Source organism: Alienimonas sp. DA493, assembly GCF_043951915.1.
In the GTDB taxonomy this organism is placed as follows: domain Bacteria; phylum Planctomycetota; class Planctomycetia; order Planctomycetales; family Planctomycetaceae; genus Alienimonas.
Window position 1 is genome coordinate 22,437 of the sequence record NZ_JBINJD010000006.1, and the last position, 20,807, is coordinate 43,243.

The window sequence follows — 20,807 nt, forward strand, 5'->3', positions numbered from 1 at the left end:
GGGCGAGGCCCCGCGGGACCTCGCCGTTACACTCCCGGGCATGTCCAACGACCGCACGACCGTCGCCGTCCACGGCGCCACCGGGTACGCCGCCCGGGAACTGCTCACCATCCTGCTCCGGCATCCCGGAGCGGAGATCGTCGCCCTCACCACCCGCCGCGACGACGCCCCCCACGTCGCCGACGTGCACCCGTCGCTCCGCGGCCGGCTCGACTTGCAGTGCGAGAACCTCTCCCCGCAGGAGTTGGCGGAGCGGGCGGAGGTCGTGTTCCTCTGCACCCCCCACGGCGCCAGCATGGCCGTCGTGCCGGAGCTCCTGGAGGCCGGGGCGAAGGTGATCGACCTGTCCGCGGACTACCGCCTGAACGACCCGGCGATTTACGCCGAGTGGTACAAGCTGGAGCACACCGACGCCGCCCGCCTGCCGGAGACCGTCTACGGCCTGCCGGAGCTGTTCCGCGACGTGATCCCCGGCGCTTCCCTGGTGGCGAACCCGGGGTGCTACACGAGCACCTCGATCCTCGCCCTCGCTCCGCTGCTGGCCGGCGGGTGGATCGAGCCGACGGGGATCGTCATCGACGCCAAGAGCGGGACCAGCGGGGCCGGCCGGAACCCGAAGCTGGGCACGTTGTTCTGCGAGGTGAACGAAAGCCTCGCCGCCTACGCCGTCGGCACTCACCGGCACCAGCCGGAGATCGAGCAGGTGCTCGGCGGGGTGGCCGGGGCGTCCGTGGACGTGCTGTTCACCCCGCACCTGGTCCCGATGGACCGCGGCATCCTCGCCACGATCTACGCCACCCCGGCGAACCTCGCCGGCACGGAACGCCTGCTGGACGTGATGCGGGCGTTCTACGAGGACAGCCCCTTCGTCCGCGTGGTCGAGGACCTGCCGGGCACGAAGGCGACGACCGGGACGAACTTCTGCGACCTGACCGTCCGCACCGCGAAGGGCCGGGTGGTCGTGTTGGCGGCGCTGGACAACCTCGTGAAGGGCGCCGCCGGCGTGGCCGTGCAGAATTTCAACCTGATCACTGGCCGTTCGGAAGCCACGGGGTTCCCGGAGGTCGGGGGGTGAGGGCGCCGTCAACTGCGGGTCGCCGCCTCGGAGAGTGCGTCGTCGCCCCGGCGCACATGCACGACCGCCAGCACCAGCGTTTCGGTGGCATCAAGGCGGTACAGCACGATGTAGGGAAACGATCGAAAGCTGACGACCCGAACCGCCGGGGCCGGAATCCGTGGGTGATGGGCGTGCGACGACGGCCCGGCCGCGATCGCATCCAGACAGTCTTCGAACTCGTCCGTCAGGCGGGATGGAAGGCTGGGTTCCGAGTGCCGTACCAATCTTTCGACTCCTCGACCTCCTGCTCGGCGAGATCGAGAACCCTAAGCGGCATCGAGAGCCTCCGCTTTCGCCGCTTCTGGCGCGGTCGATCGACGAGCCGCGTCGGCGGCTCTCATGCGTGCGATGACGTCTTCCGCAGGGGAAGCGGACAGCTCCCCCCTCTGGTAGGCGGCCCACCGATCGGCCGTCAGCTTGGGAAGGTCGTCGTGCTCGCTGTCGTGAGGCCTGTCCTCCATATCGTACTCAGCCAGTCGAACGCAGAGTCGAAGTTGATCTTCCGGCGACAGCCGCCGGGCGGCGGCTTCGATCTCGGCGAGGGTGGTCATCGGGGGCGGCTCGCGGGACGGGGGAGCGGGAACGACGGACGGGGGCGCGTTCGCTACTGTACCGCCGTCCCCCGACCGACCGTAGATCCGCCGCCGCGATGCCCGCCGAGTCCGTTCCGTTGCCCGCCGGATTCTCCGCCGCGGGGCTGCACTGCGGCGTCAAAAGTGATCCGGCGAAGCGTGACCTCGCCCTGTTCGCCTCGGACCGGCCGGCGATCGCGGCGGGGGTGTTCACGCAGAACGTCGTCGTCGGCGCCCCGGTGCAGGTCAGCCGGGAGCGGGTGCCGACCGACGCCGCCCGGGCCGTGGTGATCAACAGCGGGTGCTCGAACGTCTCCACCGGCGAGCGCGGCCTGGCGGACGCCCGGGAGATGACCGCCGCCGTCGCCGCGGCCCTCGGCTGCGGGGAGGAGGCGGTGACGGTCTGCTCCACCGGGGTGATCGGGCGGTTCCTGAACATGGACGCGATCCGCTCCGGCCTGCCGCAGGTCGCCGCGGCCCTGGGCGACGCGCCGGAGAACCTGCGGGACGCCGCGGAGGGCATGCGGACGACCGACACCTTCCCGAAGATGTCGACCCGCACCCTCCCGACGGCCGCCGGCGGCGAGGCCCGGGTCAGCGGCGCGGGGAAGGGGGCGGCGATGATCGCCCCGAATATGGCCACGATGTTGGCGGTCGTGCTGACCGACGCCGCCCTCGCCCCCGCGGACGCCGACCGCCTGCTGCGGGCGGCGGTGGACCGCTCCTTCAACCGCATCAGCGTGGACGGGCACCAGTCCACCAGCGACACCGTCCTGCTGCTGGCCAACGGGGCCGCCGGGCCGTGCAACGAGGCCGCCCTCGCCGCAGGGTTGAACGCGGTCTGCGAAGAACTCGCCACGGACATCGTCCGCGACGCCGAGGGGGCGACGCACTTCGTCACCGTCGACGTGACCGGCCTGCCGACCGACGAGGAGGCGACGACCATCGCCCGGGCCGTCGCCGACAGTCCGCTGGTGAAGACGGCGATCCACGGGGCGGACCCGAACTGGGGCCGCATCATCTCCGCGGCCGGTTACGCGGGGCCGTCGTTCGACCCGGGGCGGTTCGACCTGGACGTCAACGGCCACGCCGTCTGCCGGGGCGGGGTGCCGACGGACTTCGACGAGGCGACCGTCAGCGAGTCGATCCGTTCGAACCGCGACTGCACGCTGACGCTGCACTTCAACAGCGGTCCGGGGACCTGCCGGTTCTGGACCTGCGATCTGACGGCCGAGTACGTCCGGCTGAACGCGGACTACACGACGTAGCCCGCCCGTCGGCGAAAAGTCGGGGGAAGCCCCACAGGGCTGCGGCAGACGACGCGGCGGACTGTGTTACAATCACCCGCTTCGCTTCGTTCCACGGTAGGATCCGCCCGCTTTGGCGATCGCCCCGCCCGTCGACCCCGACCACGCTCACGCCGCGTCCGCCGCGGACGATCCCCCGCCCGCGGTGCGTGCCGCGGACCCGGAGGCGTTATCCGCGCTCGACCTGGAGGCGCTGGACGCCGCCGCGGTCCGCATCGCGACCGCCCACTGGAAGCGGATGGGCCGCCGGGGCAGCTCGATGCTCTCCAAGCGGTTCTGGGACGACCGCCTGATGGAGTGGGCGATGGGCGACGAGGGCCTGAAGGTGCAGGCCTTCCGCTTCGTGGACGTGCTGCCCACCCTGCGAACGCACCGGGCCGTCACCAAGCACCTGCGGGAGTACTTCACGGATGTCTCCCGCCTGCCGGCCCCGGCGAAGCTGGCGCTGGCCGGGGACCCGAACAGCATGGTCGGCAAAGCCCTCGCCGTGGGGGCCCGCTGGAACGCCCGGCAGATGGCCGAGCGGTTCATCGCCGGGGAGACCGTTCCCGAGGTGCTGAGAAGCGTCCGCAAGCTGCGGCGGGAGGGCTTCGCCTTCACCCTCGACCTGCTGGGCGAGGCGGTCGTCTCCGACGCCGAAGCCGACGAGTACCAGCGGCAATACCTCGACCTGATCGCCGGCCTGTCCGAGAGCGTCAACGACTGGCCGGAGAACGAACCGACCGACACCGACGATCGCGGCCCGATCCCCCGGGTGAACGTCTCGCTGAAGCTGTCGGCGCTGTTCCCCCGGTTCAACCCGGCGGACCCGGAGGGCACCTACGAGGGCGTCGCGGCCCGGCTCCGGCCGATCCTGCGGCAGGCCCAGAAGTACGGGGCCTTCGTCAACTTCGACATGGAGCAGTACTCCTACAAGACGATCACCCTCCAGATCGCCAAGCGGGTGCTGACGGAGGACGAGTTCAGCGCCTGGCCGAACGCGGGGCTGGTGATTCAGGCCTACCTCCGCGACGCGGAGCAGGACCTGGAAGACCTGCGCCGGTGGGCCGAGAACCGCGGCACGCCGATCACCGTGCGGCTGGTGAAGGGGGCCTACTGGGACTACGAGACCGTCACCGCCGCGGCCCGCGGCTGGCCGGTGCCGGTGTACGTCCGCAAGCCGGACAGCGACGCCTGTTTCGAGCGCTGCACCCGGTTCCTGATGGCGCATCACGAAACGCTGCGGCCGGCGATCGCCTCGCACAACCTCCGCAGCCTCTCCCACGCCGAGGCGGCCGCCGAGGCGCTGGACGTGCCGAACGATGCCTGGGAGGTGCAGATGCTCTACGGCATGGCCGGGGAGCAGGCCGAGCTGTACCGCGACGCCGGCCGCCGCGTCCGCATCTACACGCCGTTCGGGGAGGCGATCCCCGGGATGGCCTACCTCGTCCGCCGCCTGCTGGAAAACAGCTCGAACGACTCGTTCGTCCGCCACGCCCACGACCCCGCCGCCGACCCCGCCGAACTGTTCATGAACCCCGTCACCGCCGGCGACCAGGAACCCCCCGAGCACGTGGAACTCAACCCCCCGCACGGCGGCTTCGCCAACGAACCGCTGATCGACTTCTCGATCGCCGAGAACCGCGAGGCGATGCAGGCGGCGCTGGCGCAGGTCGAAGAGGAACTGGGCGGAGAGTACTCGCTGGTCATCAACGGCCGCAGCGTGCAGCCGAACCTGAACCTCGTCTCCCGCGACCCGGCCGACGGCGTGACGGTCATCGGCAAAACGCCCGCCGCCACCCCCCGCGACGCCGCGGACGCCGTCGACGCCGCCAAGAAGGCCTTCCCCGGCTGGATGCGCACCGGGGCGGACCACCGCTGCGAATACCTCGAACTCGCCGCCGAGGGCCTGAAGCACCGCCGGTTCGAGCTGGCCGCCTGGATCGTGCGGGAGGTCGGCAAACCGTGGGGGGAGGCCGACGCCGACGTCGCCGAGGCGATCGACTTCCTCAACTACTACGCCCAGCAGATGCGGGACCTCGCCGCCGGTCGCGTGGTCGACGTGCCGGGCGAACACAACGTGCTCTCCTACCGCCCCCGCGGCGTGGCGGTGGTCATCGCCCCGTGGAACTTCCCGCTGGCGATCCTCACCGGCATGACGGCCGCCGCGCTGGCGACGGGCAACACCGTCGTGATGAAGCCGGCGGAGCAGAGCCCGGTCATCGCCGCCCTGCTAATGGACGTCCTCCGGGACGCCGGCATCCCGGACGGCGTGGTGAACTACCTGCCCGGCGACGGCGAACTGATCGGCCCGCCGCTGGTCAGCAACCCGGACGTGTCGATCGTCGCCTTCACCGGCAGCCGCGAGGTCGGCCTCGCCATCAACGCCGAGGCCGCCAAAACCCCGCCGGGACAGGACCACGTCAAAACGGTCATCGCGGAGATGGGCGGCAAAAATGCGATCATCGTCGACAACGACGCGGACCTGGACGAAGCCGTCCTCGGCGTGCTGCACAGCGCCTTCGACTTTGCCGGCCAGAAGTGCAGCGCCTGCAGTCGGGCGATCGTGGTGAGCGAAGCCTACGACGATTTCATGAAGCGCCTGAAGGGCGCCGTCGAAAGCCTGCAGGTCGGTCTGCCGAAGGACCCCGGCACGCAGGTCGGCCCGGTGATCGACGCCGCCGCCAAGGAGCGGATCGAGAAGGCTCTGAAGAACCTCGGCGAGGAGGTCGAACTGGCCGCGACGGTCGAGCCGGACGCCTCCGCCCCGGAGAAGGGGCATTACGTCAACCCGCAGGTGTACTCCGGCGTCACGCAGGAGGACCCGCTGGCGAACGACGAGCTGTTCGGCCCGGTCCTCGCCGTCATCAAGGTGAAGACCTTCGCCGAGGCGATCGAGAAGGCCAACGCCACCGATTACGCCCTCACCGCCGGCGTGTTCAGCCGCTCGCCGGAGAATCTCGCCACCGCCCGGCGGGAGTTGGTCGCCGGCAACATTTACCTGAACCGCGGCTGCACCGGGGCGCTGGTGAACCGCCAGCCGTTCGGCGGCTTCAAGCTGAGCGGCGTCGGCAGCAAGGCCGGCGGCCCGGACTACCTGCACCAGTTCCTCGTCCCGGTGAACGTGACGGAGAACACGATGCGCCGCGGCTTCGCCCCCGGCTCCTCGAAGGCCCCGACGCCGCGGAAGGGCGAATAACGGTCCGGGAGGCGGATCGGGCCCGGACGCATGCGATCGGCGGGTTCGGCGGCTACGGTAGCGGCGTTCGCCCCTTCCGAGACGTCTCGATGATCTCCTTCCGGTTCCTCGCCGCGGCCGCGCTCGCCGCCGCCGTCCCCGCAGCCCCCGCCCAAAACGTGACCTCCGAATCCGCCGACGCCTACCGCGTTTACACGTTGGACGGCGGCGCCGGGGTCACGGTCAAGGTGACGAACTACGGCGCCCGCATCCTGTCCATCGAATGCCCGGACCGGGAGGGGAACCGGACGAACGTCGCCCTCGGCCACGGGCCGGAGCTGTCCGACTGGATCGACGCCGTGCAGAGCGGCGTGAACCCGTACTTCGGGGCCGTCGTCGGCCGCTACGGCAACCGCATCGCCGACGCCACGTTCGAACTGGACGGCGAGACCTACGAACTCCCCGCCAACAACGGCCCGAACAGCCTGCACGGCGGCGACGTCGGGTTCGACCAGGTGCGTTGGGAGACGTTCGTTCCCGGCCGTGACGAGACCGCGCGTCAGGCGCTCACCCGCTTCTCCGATCTGCCGATCGGGAGCACGGTGGTCTTCGAGTACACCTCCCCCGACGGCGAGCAGGGCTATCCCGGCGAACTGACCGCGACGGTCGCGTACACGCTGCTCGGGGACACGCTGACGGTCCGGTATCACGCCACGACCACCCAGTCCACGCCGGTGAACCTCACGCAGCACACCTACTTCAACCTGAAGGGCGAGGGCGCCGGCGACGTGCTGGGCCACGAACTGACGCTCAACGCCCCCCGCTTCACCCCCGTCGACGACACTCTCATCCCGACCGGCGAACTGGCGGCGGTGAAGGGCACCCCCTTCGACTTCACCGCCGGCAAGCCGATTGGCAAAGAGATCGCCGCCGACGACGAGCAACTGAAAATCGGCGGCGGCTACGACCACAACTTCGTCCTGGACCGCGGCGACGCCGGCGACGACGAGATGGTCCTCGCCGCCCGCGTGCACGAACCGCTGACCGGCCGCGTGCTGGAGGTGAAAACGACCGAACCCGGCGTGCAGGTCTACACCGGCAACTTCCTCGACGGTTCGATCATCGGCACCAGCGGCCGGCCGTACGAGCATCGCGGCGCCTTCTGCCTGGAAACGCAGCATTTCCCGGACAGCCCCAACCAGCCGAACTTTCCCTCCACGATCCTGAAGCCCGGCGACACGCTGAACAGCACGACGACCTTCCGCTTCACCACCGACGCGGCGGAGTGAGCCCCACGTCGTTCGTCCCGTTCCGCTCTCCCGTTCGCCCGCCGCGCTGATGCACCGTTGCCGTTTCTCGCTCGCCGCCGTTGCGGTCCTATTCGCCGCGGCCGCGGTCCCGGCGGGGGAGGGGAGGGCGGAGCGGCCGAACCTCGTCGTGATCCTCGTGGACGATATGGGGTTCTCCGACGTCGGCTGCTACGGCTCGGAGATCGCCACGCCCCACATCGACGCCCTCGCGGCGAACGGCCTGCGGTTCACCCAGTTCTACAACAGCGGTCGGTGCTGCCCCACGCGGGCCAGTCTGCTGACCGGCCTGCACCCGCACCAGACCGGCATCGGCCACATGACGGCCCCGCCGGGCCAGCCGCTGGGCATCGAGGGGCCCTACCAGGGCTATCTGAACGACGAGTGCGTCACGATCCCCGAGGTCCTGCGCCCGGCCGGCTACCGCACGCTGATGACCGGCAAGTGGCACCTCGGGGCGAACCGGAAGGAATGCTGGCCGCTGCAACGCGGGTTCGACCGCTTCTACGGCGGGCTCAGCGGGGCCTTCAACTACTTCGAACCCGGCGGCGACCGCGGGCTGACGGAGGGGAACGAACCGGTTGAAACCGGCCCGGACTTCTACGCCACCGACGCCTTCACCGACCGGGCGATCGAGTTCCTGGAGGAGACGGAGCAGGCCGACGGCGACAAACCGTTCTTCCTGTACCTCGCCTACAACGCCCCGCACTGGCCGCTCAATCCGAAGGTCGAGGACTTCGAACGCTACCGCGGCAAGTACCGCGACGGCTGGGCCGGGGTGCGGGCCGGTCGGCTGGCGAAACAGAAGGAACTGGGCCTGTTCGAGGGCGAATTCGACCCGGCCCCGCTGGTCGGACCGGACTGGGAGAGCCTGACGCCGAAGCAGCGGGACGACCTCGACGCCCGCATGGCCGCCTACGCCGGCTGCATCGCGGCGATCGACGAGAACGTCGGCTCGCTCGTGGACCATCTGGAACGGACCGGCGAATTGGAGAACACGCTGATCCTGTTCCTCTCCGACAACGGCGCCTGTCAGGAGGGCGGTCGGCTCGGCAGCGGGACGGAGCAGACGATCCGCCACCCGCCGCTGCGGACGACGAACGGTCCGCGGCTGGGGCTGGCCTGGGCGAACGCCTGCAACACGCCGTTCCGGCTCTACAAGCACTTCGTCCACGAGGGCGGGGCCTGCACCCCGCTGATCGCCCACTGGCCCGCGGCGATCGACGCCGACCGCCGCGGCGGCTTTGTGCGGGAACTCGCCTACCTGCCGGACGTGATGGCGACGGCGGTCGAGCTGGCGAACGCCGAGTACCCCGCGACCGCCCCGCCGCACGCCGGGGCGTCGCTCGTCCCGCTGCTGACCGGCGAGGCCGGTCCGGTTCACGACGAACCGCTGTTCTGGGAGCACGAGGGCAACGCCGCCGTCCGCGACGGCGACTGGAAGCTGGTCCGCGAGTACGGCAAACCGTGGGAGCTGTACGACCTGGCGACCGATCGCACGGAGATGCACGACCGCGCCGCCGCCGAACCGGACCGCACCGCCGACCTCGTCGCCCGCTGGGAGGCGTGGGCAACTGAGACCGGCGTAGCGTTCCCGGAACGGTTCAACATGTACCAGTTCCTCAACCGGCGGGGCCGGTAGAGAACGCGGCCGTTCGCCGTCGGTCGGCGCAACGGCAGCGTCCCGGACCCTCCCCGGGTCCGGGACGATCCGCCTGTGAAAGGGCTCGCTCGCCGCGGTCACGCCCCCGGGGTCATGACGCACTTCACGCACTCGTCCTCTTTGGTGCGGAAGGTTTCGTACAGGTCCGAGGCTTCGTCCAGGCTCGCCCGGTGGGTGATGGGGAAGCTGGCGTCCACGCCGTTCTGGACGTGCTCGAAGAGCGTGTCGAGGTAGCGGTGCACGTGCGTTTGACCGCCGATCATCCGCAGGGCTTTGCCGAACTGGGCGCCGATCGGGTACTTGTCCATCACGCCGCCGTAGACCCCGGGGACGCTGACGACGCCGCCCTTGCGGCAACTGGTGATCGCCTGCCGCAACGCGGTGCCGTTGTCGGTCTCGGTGCCGAGCATCCGCTTCACCGTGTCGTAGGCCTGCACGATGCCGGTGCCGTGGGCGTCGAGCCCGACGGCGTCGATGCAGCAGTCCGGCCCGCGGCCGTCGGTGATCTCGCGGAGGCGTTCGTAGACGTCGTCTTCGTCGAGGTGCAGCGTCTCGACGTCCAGCTTCTCGCGGGCCATCGTCAGCCGGGCGGGGATGCGGTCGATCATCACGACGCGCTCCGCCCCCAGCAGCTTGCAGGAGAGGGCCGCGAACAGCCCGACCGGCCCGGCGCCCCAGATGGCGACGGTCTCGCCGCCCTGTAGGTCGCAGTTGTCGGCGGCCTGATAGCCGGTGGGGAAGATGTCGGTGAGGAACAGCACCTGCTCGTCCTCCACGCCGTCCGGGATGACGTAGCAGCCGACGTCCGCGTGCGGCACCCGCACGTACTCCGCCTGTCCGCCGGCGTAGCCGCCGAACAGGTGGCTGTAGCCGAATAGGCCGGAGCCGCTGTAGCCGTAAAGTTCCTCCACCTTGGGGGCGTCCGGGTTGGTGTTGTCGCAGAGGCTCGTCTGGCCGTGCTTGCAGAAGAAGCACTCGCCGCAGGCGATGCAGAACGGCACGACGACCCGCTGTCCCTTCTTGATGCGGGAGACGTTGGCGCCGGTCTCCACGACCTCGCCCATGAACTCATGGCCCAGCACGTCGCCGGACCGCATCTCCGGAATGCTGCCGGCGTAGAGGTGCAGGTCGGAGCCGCAGATCGCGGTGCTGGTGACCTTCAGCAGGACGTCGTTCGGGTCGAGGATCTCGGGGTCTTCGACCGTCTCGGTGCGGACGTCATGTTTTCCGTGCCAGGTGACGGCTTTCATCGGTGCAATTCGGGGCGGGGGCTCGGGAGGGATGAGCCGCCCACCGTCGTCGTCTCCCCCCGAGGCGGACACCGCAGACCGACGCGCCGCCCGGTGGGGACGCGTCCGCGGGGCCGACCCGCACCGGCCGATCGGGCGAGCCCGGCGACGACCGTCCGACTCAGAAGCCCTCAGACACCGCGTAGTCCGGGCCGGCGGTGCCGGCGTAGTCCTCGAACCGCATGCACTCCGCCCGCCACGTCAGCGTGACGATGCCCGTCGGGCCGCTGCGGTGCTTGGCGATGACGATCTCGGCTTCGCCGGGGCGGTCCTCGGCGTCGTACATCTCCGGGCGGTGCAGGAAGGCGATCAGGTCGGCGTCCTGCTCGATGGCGCCGGACTCCCGCAGGTCCGCCAGCCGGGGGCGTTTGTCCTCGCGCAGCTCCACGCCGCGGTTCAGCTGGGCCAGGGCGATGACGGGGATGTCGAGTTCCTTGGCGATGAATTTCAGCCGCCGGGAGATGAAGGCGATCTGCTGTTCGCGGGGCACCTTCTTGTCCTCCGGCTCCACGAGCTGGAGGTAGTCGACGATGATGATGCCGAGGTCCGCCTGCCGTTTGAGCCGCCGGGCGATCGCCGCGATCTGCGAGACGGTCCGGCCCGGTTTGTCGTCGATGAACAGCGGCATCTCGTTCAGTTCGCCGCTGGCGACCATCAGGCGGTGGCGCTCGGCGTCGTCGAAGTCCGCGGCCCGCAGCTTGTGGCCGTTCACCCGGGCCCGGATGCAGAGGAACCGCTCGGCGAGTTCCAGCTTGCTCTGCTCCAGGCTGAACAGCAGCACGCCCTTGCCGGTCTTGTCCGCGATCGCCTCGGCGAAGTTACAGACGAGCGCCGTTTTGCCCATCGAGGGGCGGGCGGCGAGAATGATCAGCTCCGCCGGCTGGAAACCGTTGGTCTTCTGATCGAGATCCAAAAAGCCCGTCGGCAGGCCGGTGGCGTCGCCCTCGCTGTTGGCCCGCTCCTCGATGCGGTCCCAGGCCATCTGCAGGATCTGGTCGATGGCGATCTTCTCGCCGCCGTCCTGCTGCTCGGAGATGGCGAAGATTTTCTGTTCCGCCGAGTCGAGCACCTCCTGCACGGGGCGGGAGGAGTCGTAGCACTCGCTGAGCACCTCGGTGCAGGCGTAGATCAGCGTCCGCTGGACCGCCTTCTCGCGGACGATCTCTGCGTAGTACTTGGCGTGGGCCGCGTGCGGCACGCTGGTGAGCACCTCGTCCAAGTAGACGAGCCCGCCGGCCTCCTCCAGCTTGCCCGTCTGGGCGAGCTTGTCGGCAACGGTGACGAGGTCGATGCCGCGGGCGCCGGCCTCGGACAGCTTGAGGATCGCCTCGAAGATCGCCCGGTGGCGATCGCTGTAGAAGTGGTCCGCGGTGAGGAACTCGGCGACGTCGTCGATCGCCTCGTTCATCAACAGCAGACTGCCCAGCACGCCCCGCTCGGCGTCCAAGTTCTGCGGGGGCAGGGCGCCGGTGCGGTCGATCGGCTCGGCCCGGCCGTCCTTACCCTTCTTGTTCCGCTTGGAGGGGAGGTTCGAACCGCCGTCGGCGTCCCAGGGGGCGGGGGCGGAGTCGAAGCGGTCGGACATCGGGACGGGCGTTCCTGTCAGTGCGGACGATCGGCGCCCGAGGCGGCGGGACGCGCTCGGGAGCCGTTCGTTCTAGGTCGGCCGTCGGGCGGCGGGAACACAGGTTCACCGTCTCCCGAACACGGGATTCGCCCGATCGGCCGCACAATCGCGCCAGTCGGCCCCGCCGCGACGGCAACCAATGCGGCGAGAACCGACGCGGACCGGCCTCAGCCCTTGGCCGCCGCCGGGACGACCCACACCTTCACGTCAGCCTTGGCCTTCTCGTGCAGCTCGATTTTGACGGTGTACATGCCCAGCTCCTTCAGCGGGCCCTCGAGCTTCACCTGATCCGGCTCGACCGGGAAGCTGGCATCCTTGAGGGCCTTGGAGATGTCCGTCTGCACGATCGAGCCGTACAGGTGGCCTTCCTCGTTGGCGTTGGCCTCGAGGGTGACGGAGTACCGCCCCAGGGAGTCGGCGGTCGTCTTGAGGGTTTTGAGGCGTTCGCCCTCGATCTGGTTGACGCGCTCCTGGTGCTTGGCGACCTGCCGCTTGTTGTTCTCCGTGGCGACGGTCGCCAGGCCCATCGGCAGCAGGTAGTTGCGGGCGTAGCCGGGCCGCACGCGGACGATCTCCCCGCGGTCGCCCTGACCGACGATCGGCTCGGCGAGCAGGACTTCGACGAAGGAGTTGCTCGAACCGCCGACGCCTTTGCGGGAGGTGCGGGCGCGTTTCTTGGTGGGGGAGGTCATCGGAGCGTCAGCGAACGTGAGGGTGTTGATTCGGAAAGGCGCGGCGACGGCCGGCGGGCAGATGCGAAAACGGGGGGCGGAAACGTCGGCGGGGGCGTCAGAGCGGCGGGGGCGTCAGAAGGGGACTTCGTCGTCGCCGAGGTCGGCGGGGGCGCTCTGGTCGTAGTAGTCGTCGGCCGGGCTGCCGGAGGAGCCGCCGAAGTCGTCGCCGGAGGACTGCCGCCCGCCGCCGCCGCCGCGGTTGCCCCGCTGGTAGCCGCCCGCCGAGCCGCCGCCGCCTGACCGGCCGCCGCCGTCGTCGTCGCCGCGGCCGCCGACCATCTGCATGCTGTCGGCGACGACCTTCAGCTTCGTCCGCTTCTGGCCGGAGGTCTTGTCCTGCCACTCGTCCATCTTGAGGTAACCCTCAATGTGAACGCTGCGGCCCTTCGACAGGTATTCGCCGGCGACCTCCGCGGTGCGGCCCCACAGGGTGACGTCCACGAACGTCACCTCTTCCTTTCGGGAGTTCGACTGCTTGTCGTACCACGACCGGTTCACGGCCACGCCGAGGTCGCACACCGCCATCCCGCTGGGAATGTAGCGCACCTCGGGGTCCCGGGTGAGGTTCCCCATGATGATGACGCGGTTGAAGCTGGCGGCCACGGGCGGGCTTTCGCGGGTCGGGAGGCAAACTGGCGGTGCGTACACTACGAAGCGGCGCCGCCGGACGGAACCCCGGGCCGCCCGACCGGCGCCCCATTTCTTCGGGGAACCCGTCAGGCGCCGGGGCGGCGGGTCACTCCGGAATCTCGACCTCGTCGTCGCCCTCTTCGGAGGGGTTCACGACCTCGACGGTGGCGTGGTAGATCTCTTCCGGCGGCCGGATGACCATGTGCCGCAGGATGCGATCCTCCAGCTTGCAGGCCCGGTCCAGGTCCTTGACGTTCCCGGGGGGCATGCGGAACAGCACGATGTGGTGCACGCCCTTCCGCTTGTTGCGGATCGGGTAGGCGAGGCGGCCGTCGACCCACATGCGGTCGGCGTCGACGGAGCCGCCGGCTTTCTCGATCAGCTCCAGCACGCGGGCGACGTACTCCTCGCCGTCGGTGGCGTAGTCGGCGGAGTCGAACACGAACATCCCCTCGTACAGCCCCTCGACGGCGGGGTCGTGCGCGTGTTCGGAGGACTCAGCGGAGGGGGCTTCGGCGGTGGCGGGCATGGCGTGGGGCGTGGGTCGCTGGACCGCCGGCGGTCGAGGGGCGCCGGAGCGCCGATCGGGTGCGGGCGGCCGCCCGTCGGACGGGCGGTGGGTGCGGAACGGGGAAAAGTGTGGGGGCGGTGGGTCAGTCCCCGCCGGGCGGCGGGGCGTTTGCGGCGTTCATCGCGGTCTGGAGACCGCGGGTCAGCCACAGTTCGACGGCGTCGGCGGCGTCCTGCACGGCGAGGTCGAGTTCGGTCCGCTCCTCCGGCGTGAACCGGGAGAGCACGTAGTCGGCGGCGCTGACGCGGCCCGGCGGGCGGCCGACGCCCACCCGCAGACGGGGGAATTCGTCCGTGCCGAGCTTCGCGATCACGTCCTTCAGGCCGTTCTGCCCGCCGGCGGACCCTTTCCCCCGCAGCCGCAGGCGGCCGGGCGGGAGGTTCAGGTCGTCGCAGACGATCAGCACGTCGGCCGGATCGACTTTGTGGAACCGGGTGGCCGCGGCGACGCTGCGGCCGGACAGGTTCATGTAGGTCAGCGGCGAAACGAGCAGCGCCTTGGCGCTCTCGAAGACCGGGCGTCCTTTCCCCGGGGGAACCTCGACGCGGAGGGTTTCCGCCTCGAAGTTCGACTCCGGCCGGGCGTCGGGGGCGTGGCGGCGGGCCAACTCGGCCAGCACCTCCCAACCGACATTGTGCCGGGTGCCGCGATAGCGGTCGCCCGGATTACCGAGACCGACGACCAGTTTCATCGCAGGACTCCCGCGCCGCAGTTGTCCGCGACGCCCCGCTCAAGCCGGAGGCGGACCTCCGGAGGGGCGGGCGGGACGACGATCAGCCCTCCTCCTTGTCGGCGGGGGCGTCGTCGTCCTCCGCGGCCGGGGCGTCCTCGTCGCCCTCGCCGACCATCTCGGGTTCGAGCGCGTCGACGGTGGCGGCCTCGGTGGCGGCTTCCTGCCGGGCGGCGAGTTCGTCGGCGTCGATCACGTGCACGACGCGGGTGTGCGGGTCGGTCAGGAACTCCACGCCCTCGGGCGGGACGAGATCCGCCACGCGAATTTCGTCGCCGACCTGCATCTCGGAGACCGAGACCTCGATCTGGTCCGGGATGGAGACGGCGGAGCAGCGAATGTGGACCGAGTCCAGATCGTGCTGGACGACCCCGCCCGCCTCGGAGCCGGGGGCGACGCCGGTGTAGACGACCCGGATGTCCGTTTCGATTTTCTCGTCGGCGCTGACGCGCTGCAGGTCGAAGTGCAGGACGTGCTGGCCGAAGGTGTCGTACTGCACCTCCTTGAAGATCGACTTCTGCACGTTGCCGTCCAGCTTCAGGTCGACCACCTGATGGCCGCTGGCGAGGATCGGCCGGAGGTCGTGCGCGGGCACGGCGATGCCCACGGAGCCCTCGCCGTGGCCGTAGACGACGCCGGGCACGATGCCGCGGGCGCGGAGGCGGCGGCTCTCCGCGGTGCCCGGCCGGGTGCGGGATTCGGCGAGGAGCGTGGGGTCGGCGGCCATGCGGAGCGAACGGAAATATCGACGGGGCCGGCCGGGGTCTTGGCGGACCGGGCGCGGCGGGGGCGGTTCGGAGAAGCGGGGCAGGGTATCGGCCCCCGCCCGGACCATCAACCGACCGTCGCGCAAGCAATCCGCGACCCCCCGGCCGCGCGGGGGGACGTGCGGCGAGATGGGGGAACGTGAGGCGCCGTCGCGGGTACACTGGGACCCCGCACCCGCCCCGGTCGCCGTCGGAGTCGCCCCCGTGTCGCACCCGTTCCGCCTCGGTTCCCGCCGCCCCGATCCCGGCCGGGGCGTCCGCCGCGGGGGCCGCCCGTCGGCGGGCGGGCTGCGGGCGACGGCGCTGCGGGCGGTCGGGCTGTTGTCGGTCGCCGCGGCCGCCTTCGCCCCGGCCGGGTTGGTCCCCTCGGCGCGGGGGCAGCAGCCGTTGGGGTTGCTGGAGGAATTCGAGAACGGGACCGGCGAGGAGGCGGCCCGGCCCCTCGCCGAACCCGCGGCCGGCGCCGGGCGGTACGACTTCCCCGCCGAAGACGGGGAGGCGGACTCGGTCGACGCCCGCTTCCCGCAGAACCCGGAACGCGTCCGCCAGTTGAAGGCGATCAGCCGGGCGATCGAGGCCGGCGACTGGGACCGGGCCTCCGACGCCCTGCTTTTCATCCTCGGCGAGGCGGAGGGGGAGGTCGTGCGGCTCTCCAACGGGCGTTCCGCCACGGTGGTGGACGAGGCTCGGCGGCTGTTCGAGCAGTTCCCCGCCGGCGAGCGCCGGGCGCTGGAGCGTCGCTTGGGCGGAGCGGCTCGGCAGGCGCTGGACGAGGCGGTGGCGAACGGCGACGCCGCCGCGATCCGCGACGTGGCGGTGCGGTTCCCCACGACCGACGCCGCCCGCGACGCCCGCGTCCGCCTCGCCCTGTTGCACCTCGACCGCGGGGAGCCGGGGTTGGCGGTCCGGGGGTTCGTCGACCTACTGCGGAACGCCGAACACGCCGCGTTCCTGCTGAACGACCCCCGCCGGCGGGCGGCGGTCGTCGCGGCGTTCGCCCGGGGCGGGAGCCCGGAACTGGCCGCGGAGCTGTGGGCCGCGACGTCCCCCGCCGCCCGGGAGGCCCTCGGTCTGCCGCCGGCCGCCGAGGCCGACGGCGTGCCCGCGGCCCTCGCGGGGGCCGACGCCGCGGGGGAGGGGGTTCCGCCGGCCCGGATCGAAGACCCCCTGTTGGTGCCGCGGTGGTCCGTGCCGATCGTCGCCGACCCGACGGAGCGGGAGGACTTCCGTGAGGCCGTGGACCGCCTCCAGCGGAGCGGGGCCGCCCTGCTGCCGGTCTGGGAGCCGCTGACGGTGACGGTGGGCGGCCGCGACCTGGCCCTCTCCCGCACGACCGCCGGGGTGGTGGCGGTCGACGCCGTGACCGGCGAGGTGCAGTGGCGCAGCCGCGACTCCGGCCTGGCGGTGCGGGGGGCGTCCCAGCGGCGGATGAGCTACCAGCGTTCGCGGTCGCAGAGCGAAGCGGAGCGCAACGAGACCGTCTCCGCCGTCTACCGCGAGGCGGCGTTCGGCAAGCTGACGACCGACGGCGCCCGCGTCTTCCTGTTGGAAGCCGACGAAGACCCCGCCGGCCCCCCGATCAGCCTGACGGGGCGCTCGCCCGGGGCCCTCGGCCGGCCGGTGCGGCTGGTCGCTTACCGGCTGGACACCGGGCGGCTGGACTGGGAGGTCGGCGGGACCCTGCGGGACGAACCGTTCGACCTGCCGCTGGCCGGTTGGCGGCCGCTGGCGGCGCCGACGGTCGACGGCGGGGACCTGTTCGTCGTCGCGGAGCGCGTCGCCGCGGAGGGGCTGCGGCGGATCGACCTGTTCTGCCTGGATCCGGTGACCGGGCGGGCCCGCTGGCACCGCAACGTCGCCACGGCGGAGGCCTCCATCAACGAGGACCCCGTCCGGGCGGAGTGGGGCGCCTGGTGCGTCGTGGAGCGGGGCGTGATCGTCGTGCCCACCACCGTCGGCTGGGTGGCCGGCGTGGACCGCCTCACCCGCGAGGTGCTGTGGGTCGAGCGGGTGTACGAACAGCAGGACGTCGGCGGGGGCGGCTTCCGCAACCTGCGGATCGGCATGAACTCCGCGAACGTCCTGCCGCAGGCTCTCAAGGACTACTGGCGGCCCGGGCCGCCCCGGGTTCTCGGTCGCAAGCTGATCGTCACCCCGCCCGGCGAGGATCGCCTGTACGGCCTGGACCTGCTGACCGGCGAACCGCTGTGGCCCTCCCGGCCGCCGGAGCGCCGCCGCGATTGGAAGGCCGTCGCCGCCCTGCTGCCGGGCTCGGTCTTCGCGGGGAACAAAGCCCTCGGCAAGCCCACGGCGGAGGAGGGGGCCTTCGTGCTGGTCGGTCCGGCGAGTCTGGCGGCGGTTTCCCTGGTGGACGGCGCCGCCCGCGTCTGGACCTACACGCTGCCGAAGGAGCTCGGCCGGCCCAGCGGGATGCCGCTGGTGGCGGGGGGCCGGCTGCTGGTGCCGGTCTCCGGCGGGGCGCTGATCACGCTGGACGCCGCGACCGGCGAGCGGGTCGAAATCTCCCGCCGCACCGACGCCGGCGGCCCGGCCCGCGGGCTGGGGGCGTTGGGCGTCTCCGGCGGACGCCTGCTGAGCGTCGGCCCCAGCGGCTTCGTCGGGTTCGAGGACCGGGCCGGCCTGGCCGCGGACCTCGCCGCCGCGGCGGACTCCGGCGCGCCGGCCGGGCCGCTGCTGGCCCTCCGGGAGGCCGAGCTGCTGCGGACCGCCCGCAAAACGGCCGAGGTGCTGGCGAAGCTCGACGCGATCCGGGGCGACGCCCCGCTGGACGCTCCGCCGCCGGGCCTCTCCCCCGCGGACGCCGAGCGGTACCGGAGCCTGCTGCGGGCGACCCTGCGGGACGCGATCCTCGGGGCGCCCGGCGAGCCGTCGCCGGAGCCGGACCGGCAGGACGAACTGCTGGACCGGCTGGCGAGCCTCGCCGACACCCCGGCCCGTGAGATCGCCGCCGCCCGTCTGCGGGCCGATCGGCTTCGCGTTCGCGGGGAACCGGCGAAGGCGGTCGCGACCCTGAGCGAGTTGATGAAGGATCGGCTGCGGGAGGGCGCCGTGCCGGACGCGAACCCGCTGGCGCCCGCGGCGGAGGGCGGGGCCCCGCCGCCCCCCGCCGCCGAGCCGGACGCCCCCGCCCCGGACGCGGAGGTGCGGCTGAGTCGGGACGTCTCTCGGGCGCTTCGCCTCATCTGGGAGGCCGGGGGCCGCGAGGGGGCCTCCGCCCCGGCCGTCGCCGGCCGCGAGGCCGTGGACGCCCTCGCCGAAACGTGGCTGGCCGACGCGGCCGACGGCCTGCCCCCGACCGCCCCCGCTGCGGAATTGCTCCCCTTCCACCCGGCGATCGCCGAGGCGACCTTGGATTGGGCGGAGGCCGCTCTCGCCGCCGCGGACGCCGCAACGCCCGCCGGCCGGGCGGGGGCGGCGGAATTGGTCCTCCTCCGGCTCGCCGACAACCGCGACGACGCCGTCGCCGAGCGGGCCGAGGCGTTGCTTGGGAGTCTGCGGGAGTTAGGGGGCGAGTCTGCGGGAGACAATGCGGAGTCCGCCGCCGTTCTGGAGGCGCTGGCGGGTGATCTGCAGGTCCGTCCGCCGTCCGCCCTGCCGGCCCCGGCGACGGTGCGGCCGTTCTTCCGCTCCCACGTGCTGGTGGCCTCCGGCGACGGCACCCGGCTGGACGTGCTGAACGTCGGCGCCGCGGACGCCTCCGGCGTCCGGCCGACGGTCGCGGCCCGCTTCCCGCTGCTGGGCGACACGCCGTACTCGACCGCCCGGCAACTCATCCAGATGCGGGGGCAGCAGGCGTTCCTCTCCTACGGCGCCGGGGGGACGACGGCCCGACCGGCGGTGGCGGCGGCGGGCGGCGTGATCTTCGCCGTAACCCGCGGCGCCGTGGCGGCGTTGCACCCGCAATCCGGCGCCACGCTGTGGAGCCGCCCGGTCGAGGGCGCCGAGCCGGCCGCCCCCGGCGATCTGGCCCTGGGCGTGCCGGCGCATACCGAAGGCGGGCCGCGGACGATGCAGCGGGCCGCCCGCTGGGCCCGGACCACCTCACGGCGGCCGCTCAGCGGGGTGGTCGCCGCGAACGCCGAGGTCGTGGTCGTGCTGGAGGACCGCGTCCTCACCGTGCTGGACGCCCTGACCGGCGAGACGATCTGGGTTCGCCGTCGGCTGGAGCCGGAGGACGCCGTCGCCGTGGCGACCTCCACCGCCGTGATCGTGACCCCCCGCAGTAGCGCCGGGGAGGGCGGACTGGCCCTGACGGCCCGCGAGGGCGCTCCGCTGGAGGCCGCCGACCGGGCGTTGAACGTCGCCGCCCGGGCGCTGGCGATCGCCGGGGCGGGCGTCGTGCACGTCGTGGAGGGCCCGGCGGGCGGGTACTTCTTCACCTCCTGGGATCCGGGCAACGACCGCCCGCTGTGGATCCGCGGGGTCGACAGCGAGGCGAAGATGATCGTCCTGCCCGAGGCCGGCCCGCCGACGGCGGTGATCGTCACCCCCGACGACGGGGACGAGGACACGGAGGACGACGGCCTGCTGGTGGACCTCCGCACCGGGGCCTCGACGGTGCTGGGCGGGGTGAACACCGGCGGGGCATCGCTGGCGGCGCTGTCCGACGCCGACCGCGTGCTGCTGGTCGCCCGGCCCAGCCGCGGCTCCTCCCGGCAGTACAGCATCGACGATCTGCCCACCACCACGATCGGCGGCACGCTGGACGTCTTCTCCCGCGGCGGCGGACGGCTGTGGCGGACGAACGCCCCCGGCGTCGAACTGCTGCACGACGGCATCGACCGGGCCGCGTTCGTCACGCTGCTGACCGCGGAGAAAGACGCCCCGCGGGGGCAGCTCACCGAGGTGGAGGTCCTCGCCCTCGATAAAGCGACCGGCCGGGAGCTGTTGCGGACCGTCGTCCCGGTGCTCGACGAGTTGGAGCAGAGCGCCGTGACGCCCGCCGGCGACGCCCTGCACCTGTGGAACACGAACGCCCGCACCCAGGAGTACTGGCGGGTGCGGCTCCTCCCGGTCGAGCCCGCCGCCGAGCCCGCGGCGGCCGACGGGGAAGATTCATCCGGCGAGGAGGACGCAATCGATGCGGCGTCCGCCGAGATTCTCCCCGGGGCCGCGGCCCGCATGGCTGCCCAACGGCGGGAGGCGGCCCGGGAGCCGCAGCGTCGGCGGGCGATCGAACGGTTCCAGGCCCGCGGCGAGGCGGAGGCCCGGTTCAGGGCGGCCCGCGAGGCGCTGGAACGGGACGCGCTGCGGCGGCGATTGGATGCCGGCCCGCCGCGCTGACGAACGCCGCGACGATCGCTAGGGTGGGGCGT

Annotated in this window: 15 protein-coding genes; 6 read left to right on the forward strand and 9 right to left on the reverse strand. The window is 71.9% G+C overall.

The window, feature by feature from the left end; translation table 11 throughout:
• The first annotated feature begins 40 nt into the window (after positions 1 to 40).
• Positions 41 to 1,075 carry an N-acetyl-gamma-glutamyl-phosphate reductase gene (gene argC, locus ACG2DA_RS01650; RefSeq protein ID WP_395253719.1) on the forward strand — a complete coding sequence of 345 codons (1,035 nt, stop codon included), beginning with the start codon at positions 41 to 43 and terminating at the stop codon, positions 1,073 to 1,075.
• Positions 1,076 to 1,083: 8 nt separating this feature from the next.
• On the opposite strand, the gene ACG2DA_RS01655 is transcribed toward argC, so the two are convergent.
• Entirely contained in the window at positions 1,084 to 1,341 is a 258-nt protein-coding gene (locus ACG2DA_RS01655; protein WP_395253720.1) for a type II toxin-antitoxin system RelE/ParE family toxin, read from the reverse strand.
• Between the two features lie 42 nt (positions 1,342 to 1,383).
• On the reverse strand, positions 1,384 to 1,668 hold the full coding sequence (locus ACG2DA_RS01660; RefSeq protein WP_395253721.1) for a hypothetical protein: 285 nt from the start codon (positions 1,666 to 1,668) through the stop codon (positions 1,384 to 1,386).
• 98 nt (positions 1,669 to 1,766) lie between these two features.
• Here ACG2DA_RS01660 and argJ point away from each other — a divergent pair, with 98 nt between their 5' ends.
• The 4 genes from argJ to ACG2DA_RS01680 all read left to right on the forward strand — a co-directional run bounded on the left by argJ (position 1,767) and on the right by ACG2DA_RS01680 (position 9,102).
• Positions 1,767 to 2,957 (forward strand): bifunctional glutamate N-acetyltransferase/amino-acid acetyltransferase ArgJ, encoded by a 1,191-nt coding sequence (argJ, locus tag ACG2DA_RS01665; protein ID WP_395253722.1) that lies wholly within the window; start codon positions 1,767 to 1,769, stop codon positions 2,955 to 2,957.
• Between the two features lie 112 nt (positions 2,958 to 3,069).
• Positions 3,070 to 6,174 carry a proline dehydrogenase family protein gene (locus tag ACG2DA_RS01670; protein WP_395253723.1) on the forward strand — a complete coding sequence of 1,035 codons (3,105 nt, stop codon included), beginning with the start codon at positions 3,070 to 3,072 and terminating at the stop codon, positions 6,172 to 6,174.
• An 89-nt stretch (positions 6,175 to 6,263) separates the two neighbouring features.
• Entirely contained in the window at positions 6,264 to 7,442 is a 1,179-nt protein-coding gene (locus ACG2DA_RS01675) for an aldose epimerase family protein (protein WP_395253724.1), read from the forward strand.
• 49 nt (positions 7,443 to 7,491) lie between these two features.
• On the forward strand, positions 7,492 to 9,102 hold the full coding sequence (locus tag ACG2DA_RS01680) for an arylsulfatase (RefSeq protein WP_395253725.1): 1,611 nt from the start codon (positions 7,492 to 7,494) through the stop codon (positions 9,100 to 9,102).
• Positions 9,103 to 9,200: 98 nt separating this feature from the next.
• On the opposite strand, the gene ACG2DA_RS01685 is transcribed toward ACG2DA_RS01680, so the two are convergent.
• The 7 genes from ACG2DA_RS01685 to ACG2DA_RS01715 form a co-directional block, all read right to left on the reverse strand.
• Positions 9,201 to 10,373 (reverse strand): zinc-dependent alcohol dehydrogenase, encoded by a 1,173-nt coding sequence (locus ACG2DA_RS01685; protein ID WP_395253726.1) that lies wholly within the window; start codon positions 10,371 to 10,373, stop codon positions 9,201 to 9,203.
• 160 nt (positions 10,374 to 10,533) lie between these two features.
• Positions 10,534 to 11,997, reverse strand: coding sequence for a replicative DNA helicase (gene dnaB, locus ACG2DA_RS01690; RefSeq protein WP_395253727.1), 1,464 nt, complete (start codon positions 11,995 to 11,997; stop codon positions 10,534 to 10,536).
• A 209-nt stretch (positions 11,998 to 12,206) separates the two neighbouring features.
• Positions 12,207 to 12,731 carry a 50S ribosomal protein L9 gene (rplI, locus tag ACG2DA_RS01695; RefSeq protein WP_395253728.1) on the reverse strand — a complete coding sequence of 175 codons (525 nt, stop codon included), beginning with the start codon at positions 12,729 to 12,731 and terminating at the stop codon, positions 12,207 to 12,209.
• Between the two features lie 114 nt (positions 12,732 to 12,845).
• Positions 12,846 to 13,376 (reverse strand): single-stranded DNA-binding protein, encoded by a 531-nt coding sequence (ssb, locus tag ACG2DA_RS01700; protein WP_395253729.1) that lies wholly within the window; start codon positions 13,374 to 13,376, stop codon positions 12,846 to 12,848.
• Between the two features lie 133 nt (positions 13,377 to 13,509).
• Complete coding sequence (rpsF, locus tag ACG2DA_RS01705; RefSeq protein WP_395253730.1) at positions 13,510 to 13,932, reverse strand: 30S ribosomal protein S6; 423 nt, start codon at positions 13,930 to 13,932, stop codon at positions 13,510 to 13,512.
• Positions 13,933 to 14,056: 124 nt separating this feature from the next.
• Positions 14,057 to 14,665 (reverse strand): aminoacyl-tRNA hydrolase, encoded by a 609-nt coding sequence (gene pth, locus ACG2DA_RS01710; protein WP_395253731.1) that lies wholly within the window; start codon positions 14,663 to 14,665, stop codon positions 14,057 to 14,059.
• A gap of 82 nt (positions 14,666 to 14,747) precedes the next feature.
• A complete protein-coding gene (locus tag ACG2DA_RS01715) occupies positions 14,748 to 15,431 on the reverse strand; it encodes a 50S ribosomal protein L25 (protein WP_395253732.1) in 684 nt (227 codons plus the stop codon).
• 244 nt (positions 15,432 to 15,675) lie between these two features.
• Between ACG2DA_RS01715 and ACG2DA_RS01720 the strand changes: the two genes are divergently transcribed.
• Positions 15,676 to 20,775 carry a PQQ-binding-like beta-propeller repeat protein gene (locus tag ACG2DA_RS01720; RefSeq protein WP_395253733.1) on the forward strand — a complete coding sequence of 1,700 codons (5,100 nt, stop codon included), beginning with the start codon at positions 15,676 to 15,678 and terminating at the stop codon, positions 20,773 to 20,775.
• The last annotated feature ends 32 nt before the right edge of the window (positions 20,776 to 20,807 follow it).

Excerpts from the sequence above, each read along its gene's own strand:
- pth (WP_395253731.1), bottom strand. The coding sequence starts at position 14,665 with ATGAAACTGGTCGTCGGTCTCGGTAATCCGGGCGACCGCTATCGCGGC.
- ACG2DA_RS01660 (WP_395253721.1), bottom strand. The coding sequence starts at position 1,668 with ATGACCACCCTCGCCGAGATCGAAGCCGCCGCCCGGCGGCTGTCGCCG.
- ACG2DA_RS01675 (WP_395253724.1), top strand. The coding sequence starts at position 6,264 with ATGATCTCCTTCCGGTTCCTCGCCGCGGCCGCGCTCGCCGCCGCCGTC.
- dnaB (WP_395253727.1), bottom strand. The coding sequence starts at position 11,997 with ATGTCCGACCGCTTCGACTCCGCCCCCGCCCCCTGGGACGCCGACGGC.
- rpsF (WP_395253730.1), bottom strand. The coding sequence starts at position 13,932 with ATGCCCGCCACCGCCGAAGCCCCCTCCGCTGAGTCCTCCGAACACGCG.
- argJ (WP_395253722.1), top strand. The coding sequence starts at position 1,767 with ATGCCCGCCGAGTCCGTTCCGTTGCCCGCCGGATTCTCCGCCGCGGGG.
- ACG2DA_RS01680 (WP_395253725.1), top strand. The coding sequence starts at position 7,492 with ATGCACCGTTGCCGTTTCTCGCTCGCCGCCGTTGCGGTCCTATTCGCC.
- ACG2DA_RS01685 (WP_395253726.1), bottom strand. The coding sequence starts at position 10,373 with ATGAAAGCCGTCACCTGGCACGGAAAACATGACGTCCGCACCGAGACG.
- ACG2DA_RS01715 (WP_395253732.1), bottom strand. The coding sequence starts at position 15,431 with ATGGCCGCCGACCCCACGCTCCTCGCCGAATCCCGCACCCGGCCGGGC.
- rplI (WP_395253728.1), bottom strand. The coding sequence starts at position 12,731 with ATGACCTCCCCCACCAAGAAACGCGCCCGCACCTCCCGCAAAGGCGTC.
- argC (WP_395253719.1), top strand. The coding sequence starts at position 41 with ATGTCCAACGACCGCACGACCGTCGCCGTCCACGGCGCCACCGGGTAC.